Annotated in this window: 9 protein-coding genes; 6 read left to right on the top strand and 3 right to left on the bottom strand. The window is 42.2% G+C overall.

What is annotated here, in order from left to right; genetic code table 11:
- Nucleotides 1-47 precede the first annotated feature (47 nt).
- Nucleotides 48-554 carry a hypothetical protein gene (locus B9T23_RS03680; protein WP_067722313.1) on the bottom strand — a complete coding sequence of 169 codons (507 nt, stop codon included), beginning with the start codon at nt 552-554 and terminating at the stop codon, nt 48-50.
- A 182-nt stretch (nt 555-736) separates the two neighbouring features.
- Between B9T23_RS03680 and B9T23_RS03675 the strand changes: the two genes are divergently transcribed.
- From B9T23_RS03675 to B9T23_RS03650, 6 genes are all read left to right on the top strand, one after another.
- On the top strand, nt 737-4,429 hold the full coding sequence (locus B9T23_RS03675) for an exodeoxyribonuclease V subunit gamma (RefSeq protein WP_086193044.1): 3,693 nt from the start codon (nt 737-739) through the stop codon (nt 4,427-4,429).
- 6 nt (nt 4,430-4,435) lie between these two features.
- Nucleotides 4,436-8,146: a UvrD-helicase domain-containing protein gene (locus tag B9T23_RS03670; protein WP_086193043.1), complete on the top strand. Its 3,711-nt coding sequence runs from the start codon at nt 4,436-4,438 to the stop codon at nt 8,144-8,146.
- A gap of 63 nt (nt 8,147-8,209) precedes the next feature.
- Nucleotides 8,210-9,964, top strand: coding sequence for an exodeoxyribonuclease V subunit alpha (gene recD, locus B9T23_RS03665; protein WP_171263043.1), 1,755 nt, complete (start codon nt 8,210-8,212; stop codon nt 9,962-9,964).
- A gap of 998 nt (nt 9,965-10,962) precedes the next feature.
- Nucleotides 10,963-11,232 carry a 30S ribosomal protein S15 gene (rpsO, locus tag B9T23_RS03660; RefSeq protein ID WP_067722305.1) on the top strand — a complete coding sequence of 90 codons (270 nt, stop codon included), beginning with the start codon at nt 10,963-10,965 and terminating at the stop codon, nt 11,230-11,232.
- 253 nt (nt 11,233-11,485) lie between these two features.
- A complete protein-coding gene (pnp, locus tag B9T23_RS03655) occupies nt 11,486-13,573 on the top strand; it encodes a polyribonucleotide nucleotidyltransferase (RefSeq protein WP_171263052.1) in 2,088 nt (695 codons plus the stop codon).
- A gap of 256 nt (nt 13,574-13,829) precedes the next feature.
- A complete protein-coding gene (locus B9T23_RS03650; RefSeq protein ID WP_086193040.1) occupies nt 13,830-15,065 on the top strand; it encodes a magnesium transporter CorA family protein in 1,236 nt (411 codons plus the stop codon).
- A gap of 112 nt (nt 15,066-15,177) precedes the next feature.
- Here the strand turns inward: B9T23_RS03650 and B9T23_RS03645 are convergent, their stop codons facing one another.
- Both B9T23_RS03645 and B9T23_RS03640 read right to left on the bottom strand, forming a co-directional pair.
- Entirely contained in the window at nt 15,178-15,444 is a 267-nt protein-coding gene (locus tag B9T23_RS03645; protein ID WP_086193039.1) for a YdcH family protein, read from the bottom strand.
- 97 nt (nt 15,445-15,541) lie between these two features.
- Nucleotides 15,542-15,880, bottom strand: coding sequence for a chaperone modulator CbpM (locus tag B9T23_RS03640; protein WP_067722273.1), 339 nt, complete (start codon nt 15,878-15,880; stop codon nt 15,542-15,544).
- Between the last annotated feature and the right edge of the window lie 6 nt (nt 15,881-15,886).

Below are 15,886 nucleotides of genomic sequence, written 5' to 3'. Positions count from 1 at the left end.
TTGTGATTATAAGCTGCCTTGATAGGCCAACACTTACTACAGATGATTTAATTCACCACATGTGCTTTTTGTTTTTGTTGAATGCCGTTGGCAATTTTGTAACATTCTTCTACATGCGCTTCAGCCACTTTTTTCATCACAAAATAGCCTAAACTTGCTGCAACAATTTGTCCGCCTAAAGGAATAAATTTAGTGACCTGTTTGGTGATGACCTTGGCTGCTACATTGTTGAGGGATTTTTTGACCGCGGTACGGGCAACCACCAAGCCAGAAAATTCGACCCCGCGTTTACGCAGTTCGTTCCACTGTACTTGTTTGGTTTCTGAATCATAGACACTGATTTGTTCAGGGGCTAAACCAAAACGTGCATTCACTTCTGGAATGAGTTGTGACAAAATCCCGACGTCGATGACGACATCCAGAAATGGAACAGGCACGACGGCAGCACCAGCAGAAAAATAAGCACGTTTTTTGACAAGTTCTAAGCATTCTGCACGAATGGCTTCCAAATCTAATGCCGGGTCTATTGAGTCTGGAATTTTATCTATTTTCATCATGTAAATACCTTGAACTTGGTGTTGGTTTTTCTATTCAATCATTATTAAGATCCGAATTTAAAAGCATTTTTGAATCGAATCGAAATCTAAAAGTGACATAGACAGATGCAGATGTATAGTAAATAATCTTTGTGGTTTTGTAGATATTTCATTTTGAAAAAAACAGGAGTAGGTAATTAATGGCAATTCATGTGATTCAAAGTCAGCGGATTGATGTACTTGTACATGCCATGCTGACGACCGTGAATAAGCCTGCTCATACGCCTTTTCAGGTTCTGCAAACCCAACATTTTATTGTACCGTCGCATGCGATGGAAACATGGCTCACTCAAAAACTGGCAGAACAAAAAGGCATCAGTGCCAATACCCAGTTTCATCACCGTATTCGTGGTTTTCAATGGTCAGCCTATCAATGGGTGTTGGTCGATCAAAAAGAACAGGTCCGTAAAGCCAATATTCCCCGCATTATTATTAAATGGCGCGTGTTTCAGGCACTGAAAAGCTTTATTCAGGCCGAACAAAATCCTTTGGAGTTCGATCATCCTTTACATTCGATTGTGCAACGGATTTATGACAGTGCCGACCGTTTGGAACAAGGCGTAGAAAAACAGCTAAAGAAACAGGGCATGCTGTATTGGGTGGCGGAACAGGTGTCACGCCTGTTTAGCCATTACATGGAATATCGGGGGCATTGCCAGAAAAATTGTCCAGCTAATATGTGCAATTGCCAGACCAACTGGTTACAGGCGTGGGGGCAAAATAAAGAACTTCCGATTGAGGAGATGTTCTTTAAAACCAATACTGAAATTTCTGAATTTACCTTAAATCAGGCACGTGAACTGGAAGCATGGCAGCGCTGGTTATGGCAGGAAGTGTTTCATCAAGACTTTGAGCAAATGCAAAGTATTGACGCGATGTTCTGGGAAATTCTGGACGATCCAGAAACACGTAAAGTAGCCTTAAAAAAACTGCCGCGACAATTGGTGATTTTTACCTTACTCGATTTACCGCCAATGCAACTGGAGTTTTTACGCCGTTTGGGGCAGTACCTTGATATCTATATTCTGCATTACAACCCTTCGCAAGAATATTGGGCAGACAGCGTCGATCCCAACTGGAAAGCGCGTTACGACGTACGGGTGAAAGAACGCTTTATTGCCAAAAATCCAAAAGCCAGTGATGCTGATATTGAAAAATTCTTTCAGGAATTTACCTTAAATTTTAATGCAGAGCAGCGTGAATCACGCCATCCATTACTGACCCGTTTTGGTAAACAGGCACGTGATCATTTCTCTTTATTGTCCAACTTGTCTTCAGGTGAAGATGGGGTCTGGGCAGATGCTTTTGTCGATGAATATAAAGATAACCTGCTCGGTAAAATTCAGTCGGATGTGTTGTATTTAGTCGAGCCTGAAAAGCATCAATATGTCTTGGATGAGCAGGATGATTCGATTCAGATTCATGTCTGCCATTCCAGTTTGCGCCAGCTGGAAGTTTTAAAAGAACAACTGATTCACTGGTTGGCACAAGGCACAAAAGATGCGCCACGCAGGCCAAGTGACATCTTGGTTTTAAGCCCAAGTTTGAGTGAACTTGAACCGCTAATTCGTAGTGTATTTGCACCGCCACCAAGTGAACGCGATCTGATTCAGCAAAAAGCGGGTAGCCGTCATCAACTCTCCAAAGACAGCGTCTATTTGCCGATTAAAATTGCCGGCGTGACTCAGCTTGATACGCTGAATGCCTGGAAAGCAGTGCTGGGGCGCATTGAGCTGATTCAAAGGCGTTTTACCATTGAAGATTTTGCCGACTGGCTCAGTCTGGGTGCTACCCAACAGCTCTACGGCTTAGAGGTTAATTCGATTGAACGTATCACTGAATTGCTAGTTGATGCCGGCTTTAAACGTGGACTGGATGCGCAGCATTTACAATGCAGTTTGTCCGCAGGCGATGAAGACTATCGTTTTAGTTTTAAATTCGCGCTTGATCGTCTGGCTTTGGGGATTGCCATTCCCGAACATACCTTGTTTCAAGGCACGCTTAGTTTTGCCAAAGTGTTACCGAGTGACTTTGAACTGATTGCCAAGTTGATTCAGATTTATCAGGATTTTGATGCACGCCGTGACTGGATGATTGCGCATGAGCAAGGCAAAACTGTGCCTGTGGAACAATGGCTAAAACATCTGATGCAAGACATTGCCGAGTTTGAACAGGCCGGTGTTGAATCCTTAACGGCTGTTTATAAAATTATTAAAAAACAAGAACGGATGCTGACACTGGCAAGTTTCTATGATGAGCACGATCATCATGCCTTGCGCAGTTTAAGTTTGCCTTTGCCTTATTTGCTGGCGGAAATTAACACCACTTTGGAAGCACAGCTAGAACATGCTGAACCGACTGGGCAAATTACCTTTAGCCAAATCGGACAGATCCGTCCTGTGCCGTATAAATTGATTGTGATGCTTGGACTCGACAGCGGTAAATTTCCGAATCGAACCCAACATTTACCCTTCGATTTGATGGATTTGCTGAAACCCCAATTGGGCGATCGTTCCCGTCTGGAAGATGATCAGGGAGCATTTTTAGATAATCTGCTGTTGGCGCAGGACAACCTGTGGCTATTTTATAATGGCTTCGATATTAATGATGGTGAAGTGCGTGATCCATCCACCGTGTTGCAGGAATTGATTCAGCATCTAGCCTTTATTGTTCAGACTAAACAGCCCGATACAGAAGCGGATACCACCGTGGAGATCAATGGGGTGGACGTGCCTGAGCAATTGCAGTCACTTTATCATGTGCATCCTTTATTGCCCTTTGATCCGGTGGGATTTGAAACTGCTCGACCGGTGCGTTATCAGGATCAATGGTTCTGTGTGGCCGGGCAGCTTCGGCATGCCACGGGACAGCGTTCATCTTGGGTGAATACGCCGTATCAAAACCTGCAGCAGGATGTTCAGGTGCTGGACAGTCATCAATGGATTCAGGATGTGACTTTCCCGGCACGCTTATATTTAAAAACGCTAGGCGTGGAAAACTTGCATCCTGAAGATTTACCAGCGGTGCAAGAACCTTTGTTACTCGATGGTTTAGGACGTTATGCCGTGCGCCAGTTCTTGCAAAAGCAGGACGGTGCTGCGCAACCTGAATTATTGATGGATCAGCTGCCGATTGGCAAACTGCAACACAGTAGCTGGCAGATGAGCGTGGTGGAGCAAGAACGTTTAAAAGCGCGATTGTTGAAATATGCCCCTGAAGTCACGCCGACTACGCAGCAGGTGTGGAAGGTGAATGATCATGTTTATATGAACATTAACTTGCCAAAAAATAGTGCTGAAAAATGGGTCAGTCTGGAAGCATCGAGTGCACGTGCCAAGCGTCGCGCCAAAGTCTGGCTGGAATATTTACTCTGGTTGGCTTATTTGAATATGGGTGAGGGTGGCGAAAAACTGGCACGCGTTGTGGTGTTCAGTGACCGAACCATTTTATGTCATGGCGTCACTTCCAATAAAGCGCGCGAATGGCTGAATCACTGGCTGGCGGCCTGGAAATACGGGCAAAGCCAACCTCTGGTGTTGCCTGCGGCATTGCTGCTGAAAATTGCTGAAAAAGACAAAGAACATGACTGGCAACCGAATGAACAGAACCAGATGTGCATTGACGATATGGATGTGATCTATAAAGACTGGCATGAAGATGGCAAGTTCAGCGGTTTTTCGGTCGCGGATAATGAAGCCACCAAAATGCACCGTGACTGGCAGTTTATTTTGCAGGAACAGGATGCTACAGCATTGCTAGAAGATGCCTGTGCACAATTTTCTTATCAGCTTTATCAGCCGGTATTTATGCATCAACAAGTGATTGAGGAATAAAAATAAATGAATCATCCTCAAACATTAAGAAAGATGTCGTTTAACCCGATTGGTGATATGCAATTCAAAGGCTTGCACTGGATTGAAGCTTCTGCCGGCACAGGAAAAACCTTCACTCTGTCGAGTCTGATGGTGCGGATTTTTCTGAATCAGTATTTGCCCAATCAGGTGATTGCCACCACTTTTACCCGTAAAGCTGCAGCAGAACTGAAAAACCGGATTCGGCTACGTCTGGTTGAAACCTTACGTTATTTTGAAAGTTGCCAAAAATTAACCGATGCTGAAATTCAAGCCAAAATAGCGGCTGAAACCGATCCCTTGTTTCAAAAAGTGCTGACAGATTATGCAACGCGAGTAGATTTCGCTCGTGAACGTTTAAAGCTGGTGATTGATCAGCTGGATGAGCTGTTTGTAGGAACACTGGACAGTTTCAGTCAAAAGTTATTGCGCGAGTTTTCTTTTGAAAGTGGCAAGATTGAACGTGCCGATATCACCGATGATGCCAAGAGTTATACCCATCAACTGATTCATGATGTATTACGTGAATGGATTCAGTTGCAACCGCAAAATGTGGTGAATTATCTACTGCTCAATCAAAAGTTGAAGTCGCAGGACGCTTATGTCCCTGTGGTGGAAAACACCTTGAACTTTGCTTCGGCACAGTTTCAGGAAGTCACCGCGCCAGAACTGGATTTAAACCAGTTTGAACAGCTGGTAGATGATTTCATTCAGCTGGATTTAAGCCTGATTTCCACCCTGAGCGATTATTATTCGGCTGATGGACAATATCATTCGGTGATTGGTAAAAAATGGCGTACTGATGGCTTGATGCAACGCACGCTATGTGATGATTTGCCTGCTTTTATTCAGGCTTTGGCTGAACAGCGCAGCTATGCTTTATTTGCACCACATTTTGAAAAAACACTGAAAAACCTGACTGATCTCGCCACCAAAAAAGTCCTGAATAAATGTGCCGAAGATGTGCTGAATCAGTTTGAGCAGCATGTGGTAATACAATCGCTGAAAAGTTTTTGTGAGGCTTTATCCAAACTGAATATGGATCTGGATTTACTGGATGCCTATTTGAAATTTTATTTAAGCCGCGAAGTCAAAAAGCGCTTACCGCAAGTGCTGCAGCAGAAAAGCGAAACCACTTTTGCCCAGCAAATTCGAACTTTGTCAGAAGCACTGCAAGGCGAGCAAGGTCTACGTTTTGCCAAGTTTGTGCAGGCCCATTATCCCTTGATCTTGGTGGATGAATTTCAGGATACCAACCAGGATCAGGACGATATGCTGGCGCGGATCTGGCGTGATCAGAAGCGCTATATGCAAGGCTGCATGATTATGGTCGGTGACCCAAAACAGGCGATTTACGGCTTTCGCGGTGGCGACATGCTGACCTATAACAAAGCCCGTGCTGATGTGCTTTCCAAACAAGGTCAGGAATACAGTTTGCGACACAACCATCGTTCAGTTAAAGCACTGGTGGAAGCGGTCGATGCTTTATTCCAGCGCCAGATGGATTTTGGTGAAGATGTTTTTTACAGTCCAGTTGAAGTTGGTTTTCGTCCACATCCACCGCTTATTGATGAGCAAGGTGAAAATCATCAACCGCTACGCTGGTTGCAATTGAATGATAAAAAAGCGGAACCGATTCAGGTGGCGTGGAAAATTCGGGATTTACTCAATCAGGGTATCGAAGAAAAACTCTATCTCGCAGAAAAAACTGGACCGAAATATCTGAGCGAAAATGACATCGCGATTTTATCGAAAAACCATGATGGTCTGGATAAAGTCCAATATGAATTGGAGCGTTTAGGTATTCGGGTCAATCGCCCATCGAAACGCAGTGTGTTTGATCATCAGGTCGCAAAAGATGTCGGAGCAGTGCTGACTGCGATCATGCATCCCTATGACGAAGGTAAAATTAAACGTGCCTTACTTAGCCGATTACTGGGTTTCAATTTACAGCAACTGATTCAACTTGAAGCCCAAGCCGATGGTTTAAGCCAGTTCATTTACGACTTTGACTGCATTCGTGAAATGTGGCTGGAAAAGGGCTTTTTAACGGCGTGGCAGTATTGTCTGAATTTATTTCAGGTTTGGAAAAATCTGGTCGCCACCCAAAGCCGGGATAATGAACGCACGGTGGTGAACTTGCGTCATCTGACTGAATTACTCAGCCAGCACAGTGAGCAATATCAAGGCGCACAAAAGCTCTATCACTGGTATTTAAAACAACTGCAATCTCCTGCGGAAAGGGAGTGGGAACTGGAGCGTAAACTGTCAAATGAGGCAGGGGTGCAACTGATGACCATTCATCAGTCCAAAGGGTTGGAGTTTAAAATTGTTTTTTTACTGGGTGCCGATAAAGACTTCAGGGAAATGAACAAAACCCTGAACTTTTCTACCGTAGATCATGTCCATCCGGTAACAGGTAAAGTTGAAGTACAGCGTGTGGTTGCAGTGAATGACAAGAACTTGCTGGAACAAGGTGCAATTGATCAGCACAATGCACGGGCTGTGGCTGAGCAGCATCGGCTCTGGTATGTGGCGCTCACTCGAGCGAGCCATCGTGTCTATGCCATGTTGCAAGATCAGGACGGCAAATCGAATCATGGTTTGGCGTTCTGGCGCGGGCAAGCAGCGCAAGTTTTTGTTCATCCGGCCTGTGCAGAAGAAGCTTTGCTGAATGAAAAGCCGATCAAGCTACAGCTCAAACAACAGCAACAACCTTTGCCGTTACAGGCATTGGAATTTCCCACGCAGCGTTTTTACCCACGTTCCAAAACCAGTTTCAGTGCACTGGCACAGCATTTAACGCGTAAACAAGCCATCGATGCCTTAGCAGTAAATACCGAACAAATGCTCAGTGCGGCGGATGAAATTCACGTGATTGAACCGATTGAAACCGTTTCAAACCAACCGCTTTCATGGATCAAGCGTAACTTTCCGATGGGAACCGTGGCGGGAACCTTCCTGCATGAAATTTTTGAACATATAGATTTCAAAGATCAACAGGATTGGCCTTTGGAGATTCGCCGCCGTTTTAAAAATGACTATCCAGGTTTATGGTTAGAACTCTGTGCTAAATATGAACAGGAATTTCAGCAACAGGATGAAGAACAGCTGATTGTCTGGATGAGTGAATGGTTGCAACAGGTTTTAGTCACGCCTTTGCATCAGAATTTTCAGCTGAATCAACTGACTGAACATGAACATCTGGCTGAATTTCCATTCTATTTGTCTCTGTCAGATCATGTCTTAGCGATTCAACGTATTCATCAACTGTACGCAGAATATGGCATAGACATGCTTGATTTTAACCAAGCTAATTCTGCACGTTATTTAACTGGTTCAATTGATCTGGTTTATTTTGATGGTCAGCAATATCACATTGCCGATTATAAAAGTAACTTTTTAGGCACCGATCAATCACATTATGTTGGGACGGAAATCAGGCAAAGTATGTCGCAAGCCAGTTACTGGTTGCAGGCAGGCTTGTATCTGGTTGCGTTACACCGTTATTTGACGTTACAAATGCAGGGCTATGATATTGAGCAGCATTTGGGTGGGGCGAGTTATTTGTATTTGCGCGGCATGAATGGGCAAGCTGAACACGGTTTTTATCACTGGAAGCCGGATGCCGAATTTGTCCTGCGTCTTGATGCTATTTTGGGCTATTTTGCTGAAGATAAAAGCAGCAAAATTGCCTAATTTGTCGAAATTAGTAGATTTTAAACAATAGATTAAGTTGTGGATAACTTTGAGGATAAATGTGTGGAAAATAAACAATATAAAGAAGGTCAAAGCGCTGAATGGATCAGCACTTGGAGTCAGTTTATTCGCCAGAAACCTTTTAGTCATACATCACAGCAGGAAAATAGCAGCGACATTATCGAGCAAGTTCTGGAAGCGATTCAACAAGGTGATAGTTGTATTTCTGCAACTCAAGCGCAAGCCGATACCCTGAATGATTTAGTGGTTTCGGTAGCCGATATTCAGCAGCGGATTGCCCCCTTTGTTTATGAAGACAATCGTTTGTATTTATATCGCTATTGGGCATTGGAACAGTCTTTGGCTCAACAAGTGGTACGTTTAAAACAGCAAAATATTGAAGCTGTTGATATTTCGGCTTATCCCGATTTGTTGACGGATAAACATCAGATTCAAGCTTTAAGCATGGTGGTGAAGCAGGCGCTGAATATTATTACCGGTGGACCGGGGACAGGGAAAACCTATACGCTGGCACGTATTATTGCCGTGCTGAATCAAGCGCTGCCGAATATTCGCATTGCGATGGCAGCACCGACCGGTAAAGCGGCACAGCGTATGAAAGAGGCGCTGCAAAACTCGCTGAATGATGAAAAACTGCAAGACTTGGTCAGTGATGATTTAAAACAACTCAATCCGATTACCATTCACCGTTTATTGGGTTTGGGAACGACTTATCAGCCACGTTTTCATGCCAAACAACCTTTGCCTTATGACGTGATTGTGGTCGATGAAGCCTCAATGCTGGACCTAAGTTTGGCCAATATGTTGTTGTCTGCGGTGCCTGATCATGCGCGGTTAATTTTATTGGGTGATGCAGATCAGTTGGCAGCAGTCGATGTCGGTTCAGTGCTGGCAGATTTACAACAAGTCCCCGCTTTAGCCGAGAATCGAGTGAATTTGGTCACCAGTCGCCGTTTTAAAGAGGGTGCATTGATTGGGCAAATGGCGAAATTTATTCAAGCGCAAGAAGCCAATCAAAATGCTACAGCGTTGTTAGAAAAGTTTGCCGAGCAAGTGGTTCATCCGAGTGAAATAAAATCAGTATTGCTTCAATCCGAAATGGAAGATCAAATTCAACTGGAATATCTGCCCCAGCATATGTCCAAGCAATTTGACAGGACACCGTATTACGACAAACTGATGTTGGGTTATCAGCATTATATTGAGGTACTGAAAAGCTATTTAACTGCCGATGAACCTGAACTTTGGGTGCAACACGTGGTCAGGGTTTTTGATGATTACCGAATTTTGGCCGCCATTCGACACGGTGCCTTGGGCTTGACCCAGCTGAATTTTCACATCGAACAACGCTTACTCGACGCTTTATCACTACAGATGAGCAAGCAAGGCGACTGGTATGTCGGTCGTCCAGTAATGATGACTTATAACGATTACCAACTCGGCTTGTCGAATGGTGATATCGGGATCTGTTTTAAACGCAGTCGAGATGGGCAATCGCAATTTGAAGTCTATTTCCCCAGTCTGGAAAAATGGGTACCTGCGACCCGCTTACCGAAAAGTATTGAAACGGCATTTGTGCTGACGATTCATAAATCGCAAGGTTCAGAATTTACCCATACCGCAGTTGTTTTAGATGAAACGGCAAAGGATTTATTAAGTAAAGAATTACTGTATACCGCGATTACCCGTGCCAAAAAGGTGGTGAGTCTTTTGGCTGATCAAGACGCCTTAGTACAATCTTTAACCGTTAAAACTATGAGAAAAAGCGGGTTGTTAGAGAAGATTAATAATTTCTAAGTTATTGACTAAATTATTAACTATAAATAAATAAACTTTGCTTTTGTACGAAATGGCTTACATTGATTCGAGAAATTGCCGCATAGAGCTTTATGAATGTTTTTGAGATGATGGCTGCACATAAAAAGCTCAACACGGAAAGTTGGGTAAAATCGCCATAAAATATAATAATAATGTCGAGAGACAGCGAACTTACAGTGAAGTAAGTAAAAAGAGGAAACTTACAGCCGCTAAGCCTTGTAGTTTTGGGAGAGACTACAGGGCTTTTTTATATGCAAAAAATATCGCTTTTTCACAAAATTATTTGCTTAATCTGTCATGGACACTAAAAATATGAGTTGGTTTATTTTAAAGTGGATTCGAATGTCAGGGTTTGTATTCAATAGATCTTGAATTACCTATTAGTTGTTGTATTTAAATAAAATTGTTAATTTAGTCACATTAAATCGGTAATAAAAAAATAATTAATGTACGTAAAAGCTTACAAACAGATACGCAAAAGGCGTCTTCTTTACATAAAGCTTTATGGCAAAATCAATCACACAAGGAAGTACCAGTTACACAAGGATTGTTTATAATAATAACCGCGAAACAGCGAACATTATTACTATAAATAAAATAATAATTATTAAAACATAAGAAACTACAGCGCAAAAAAAAGCCCAAGCCTAGCTTGGGCTTTTTTTTATCCTGTATGGGGATGTATGCAATGTAGATGCTTGAGATGATGCTTCTCAAAATATAAAAAAAAGAATGAAAAACGGATGTGTAGGACATGATTTTATTGCTGGATTGCTAAGCTAAATTTAAAGATAGAAAAATAAACACTGTGGCTGATCAGCGAATTGAAATAAAAAGATGAAAACATGTTTCTATTTTTGCAATCACCTGACTTTTCCCTTAAAATAGCGCACTTGCTGTAGTGATGCACGGCAGTCAATTGAGTGATTGATTGATTCCTATCATATGTAATTTTTTAAGCATCTCGGAGAAATCGAATGGCTTTAACAAACGCAGATCGCGCAGAGATCGTTGCTAAATATGCTCGCGCTGAAAACGACACTGGTTCACCTGAAGTACAAGTAGCTTTGTTGACTGCACAAATCAATGATTTGCAAGGTCACTTTAAAGAACACAAACACGACCACCATAGCCGTCGCGGTCTTATCCGTATGGTTAACCAACGTCGTAAGCTTCTTGACTACCTTAAAGGTAAAGACACTACTCGTTACAGCGCTTTGATCGCTGCTTTAGGTTTACGTCGTTAATTCGATTAAACTTATTTTTCGGACTATTGCATTTTGAATGCTGTCAGACTGAAAAACAAAGTCTACCTGGCTCCAACCAGGTAAGGGGAAGGGGCGATTGTTTCGCTCCTTCTTTGTGTCTTAAATTAGTGTTTTGAAAATCTGGTGAGGTCGGCTTCTAAGCTTTGTCATTTATACTTACAGCTGAGTAATGTGAATGCCAAACCTTAGGGGTCTCCACTAGAATAAAATCAGGAAACAAAAATACATGTCGATGTTTAATATTATTCGTAAAGAATTCCAGTTCGGTCAACACCAGGTTGTACTTGAAACTGGTCGTGTTGCACGTCAAGCAAACACAGTTGTAATCACTATGGGCGGTGTAACTGTACTTGTTGCTGTTGTTGCTCAACCAAAAGCAAAAGCAGGTCAGGACTTCTTCCCACTTACTGTTAATTATCAAGAAAAACAATATGCTGCCGGTCGTATCCCAGGTGGTTATGGTAAACGTGAAGGTCGTGCGTCTGAAGCTGAAACTTTAATTTCACGCTTAATCGACCGTCCAATTCGTCCGTTGTTCCCAGAAGGTTACTTCAACGAAATCCAGGTAACAGCTACTGTTATTTCTTCTGACAAAACTATGGATGCTGACATTGCTGCAATGCTCGGTACTTCAGCTGCGATGTCAATTGCAGGTACTCCGTTCCGTGGTCCAATCGCGGGTGCGCGCGTTGGTCTCATCAACGGCGAATATATTCTTAACCCGAACCACGAACAATTGAAAGAAAGTGATCTTGATCTTGTTGTTGCGGGTACTGAATCTGCAGTATTGATGGTTGAATCTGAAGCGAAAGAACTTTCAGAAGACCAAATGCTTGGCGCTGTACTTTTCGGTCATGACGAAATGCAAATCGCGATTCAAGCGATTAAAGAATTTGCTGCAGCAGCAGGCGCGGTTGAGTCAACTTGGGTTGCTCCAGCGAAGAATGAAGCACTTCTTGGTCAATTGAAAGATGCGTTCGAAGCGAAAATCTCTGAAGCATACACAATTGCTGTGAAACAAGACCGTTATGCGGCTCTTGATGCGCTTTATGCTGAAGCAGTTGCTCAATTTGTTCCAGAAAATGACGAAACTGGTATTGCTGATGAAGTTAACGAATTATTCGAAGACTTAAAATACCGTACAGTTCGTGACAATATCTTGTCTGGTAAACCACGTATTGATGGCCGTGACACGAAAACTGTTCGTGGCTTAGACGTACAAGTTGGCGTTCTTGACCGCGCTCACGGTTCTGCATTATTCACACGTGGTGAAACTCAAGCGTTGGTAACAACAACTTTGGGTAATACACGTGATGCATTGATGGTTGACACTTTGTCAGGTACTAAAACTGACAACTTCATGTTGCACTACAACTTCCCTGCATACTCTGTAGGTGAAACGGGTCGTGAATCTGGTCCTAAACGTCGTGAAATCGGTCATGGTCGTCTTGCGCGCCGTGGTGTTCAAGCCGTGCTTCCACCAGCTGACCGCTTCCCGTACGTAATCCGTATTGTATCTGATATCACTGAATCTAACGGTTCATCTTCAATGGCTTCTGTATGTGGTGCTTCATTATCACTTATGGACGCAGGTGTTCCATTGAAAGCACCAGTTGCGGGTATCGCAATGGGTCTAGTGAAAGAAGGCGAGCGTTTCGCAGTTCTTTCTGACATCTTGGGTGATGAAGATCACTTAGGTGACATGGACTTTAAAGTAGCCGGTTCTGCAAACGGTATTACTGCGCTTCAAATGGATATCAAGATTGAAGGTATCACTGAAGAAATTATGGAAGCTGCATTGAACCAAGCTTATGCTGGTCGTATGCACATTCTTAACGCAATGAACCAAGTGATTTCACGCGCTCGTCCTGAAATTTCTATGCACGCGCCTACATTCCAAGTGATCAACATCAACCCGGACAAAATCCGTGATGTAATCGGTAAAGGTGGCGCGACAATTCGTGCGATTACTGAAGAAACTAAAGCGGCAATCGATATCGAAGATAACGGTACAGTTCGCGTATTTGGTGAAACTAAAGCGGCTGCAGCTGCTGCGGTTGCTAAAATCCAAGCGCTTACTGCTGAAATCGAACCAGGTACAATTTATATGGGTAAAGTCATCCGTATTGTTGAATTCGGTGCGTTTGTAAACATCATGCCAGGTACTGACGGCCTACTTCATATTTCTCAAATTTCTAACGAACGTATTGCCAATGTTGCAGACGTATTGACAGAAGGCCAGGAAATTAAAGTACAAGTTGCTGACGTTGATAACCGTGGTCGTATTAAATTGACAATGAAAGACATCGAACAAGTTTAATGTCTTGAATATTCACATGAGTTAACTCATGTGAATGAAAATATATGAAAAGCCCTGAGCTTCGTCAAAGTCATCACTTTGGCTTGCTCAGGGCTTTTTTTTGGACGTTAAATTAGATTGAGATTTGGAAATAAAATGTTATTTGATTGCTTAAGTTTTCAGCGCAGCTCATAATTTTAAGACCGATAGATTGGGTTGCTCAGGTTTCTATCGAGTAACAACAAAAAAGCAAAATTGTGAATAGAGAATTGTTTTAATGCAGGTTTATTATTTCTACCAACATCCGACAGAACATCATATTTTTGTACAAAAAGAGCTAAATGCTGAAGCCGAACCTGAATTTATCTGGATCGATTGCACTCGGGGTGATGTGGTCACTCGTGCGGAGGCGTGGCAAAAAGAAATATATCAGCATACACCTGTGTGCTTAAACGAATTTCACGTCAAAGATATTCTAAATTTAGAGCATCCCTGCGCATTTGATACTATGGATGAATATGATTTACTTATTTTTCGTAAACTCATTACCCCAGATGATGAAATAGAAACGGGTGAGCAGGCGCTTGAACTACATGAAAACATGTTTGGTTTAGCCACCACACCGATTAGTTTTATCATGACCCATCAAGTGCTGATTACGGTGCGTGAGCAAGGTAATAAAGCGATAGAAAATTATATTTCCCGTATTGAAACCAATTTTATCCGTTCTACTCAAGAACAAAATAAGTCACGAAAACTTCCTATTACACCACTCGATTTATCTTTGCGCTTGCTAAACAGTATGGTGGATGGTTATCTGGATTTGCGTGTTCCGCTGACCCGACGGGTTGAGTTTTGGCAGCAGGAATTGTTACAAGGTCATCGCCGGTTTACGAAATGGAATCAGTTGTTGCAAGAAAGCATGTCTTTTCAACAAGTGGAAAATCTCTGTGAAGAACAAATTGATTCTTTACAAGAACTGCGTGATGAAATTATCGATAATTACCCACATTTAAAAGGCAAGAAGAAGTCCGAACGACAGGATATTATGTTGGTTCGTATGAATGATTTAGTCAGCCATGTGGAAAGAATTCAAAAACATACCATTCGTTTGCGTGCTTCCATTCAAGCAGCCATAGACTTGCATTTTTCAGCCATTGCCAACCAAACTAATGAAAATATGCGCATCCTGGCCATTATTACCGCCATTTTTGCACCGCTGACTTTATTGACCGGCGTTTATGGGATGAACTTTGAGTTTATTCCAGGCTTGAAATCACCCACCGGGTTTTGGAGTATGTTGATTGTCATGCTCATCACTACGGTATTGTTGGTTTATTATTTTTATCGTAGACATTTGGTTGGACGAGGGGAAAGGAGCGTGATTGATTTGTTGGCACAACAACATAAAGATCAACACGTGAATCTATTCTGGTTTCTGGATTATGAGCCGATTAAGCAATCGGTTAAAGAAACCATGAAAGAAGTCGAAAAACTGACCAAGTTAAAATAGAGGTTTGCTTTTTATAAAAAGAAATCCTATTTTTAAGCGCAACCAAATAAGTTGCCCTAAACTTAAACTCAGATAAGTGGAATGATCTGTCTTTTCTTATTAATATTAAAAGTTAAGAAAGATCAACCACTTGAGAATTTCGCGTTAGTATTTTATATATTTCATCTTTTATTTTTAGTTTTTTGCGCTTCATTGACTCAATATCATCATTAATCAGATTGACCGGATTGAGTTCAAGTTGAGCGATTTCTTTATCCAGTTCCTGATGACTCTCAAATATCTTGGCAAAATGAGGGTCATCATGACGTAGTTTATGGATCAGTTCCTGATGTTCAGGGAACATCTTTTTCACTTTTTTATTACATTCTTTGGTTTTCATAAGCCTAGATTATTCTCACAAAGTGGGTTTTTAGGATAAAAATAACAACTACATACTTGTTCATATAGAACAGTGCGATTCAGTTTCAAAGGCTCAATCAAGAGTCTTTTACATTCAGGTGCTTAACTTGCTTGCGTAATTGTTGGACTTCATCAATTAAATCCAGCATCATCGCCACCGCAGAAAGACTGGCATCAAAGTCGCGTTGTAAACGATAAGCCCGACGTGCACGAGAAACATCATCACCAAAAAACTGGTGAATACGTTCTTCTGGACGGGTATCTAAAATATCGTATTCGAGAAGTTGTAAAACCCATTCCGGACTTTGTCCACAGGCATCAGCAAAGTGCTTTAAATCAAAACTATGATGCTCATCAATGACTTCCGCATGATTAAACCCATCACATATAATTTCACGATAATGAATAGTGGTCATGATTCT

Source organism: Acinetobacter terrae (assembly GCF_002135195.1).
Classification (GTDB): domain Bacteria; phylum Pseudomonadota; class Gammaproteobacteria; order Pseudomonadales; family Moraxellaceae; genus Acinetobacter; species Acinetobacter terrae.
Note: the sequence above shows the minus strand (reverse complement) of the source record. Positions and strands in the feature narration are given on the sequence as shown.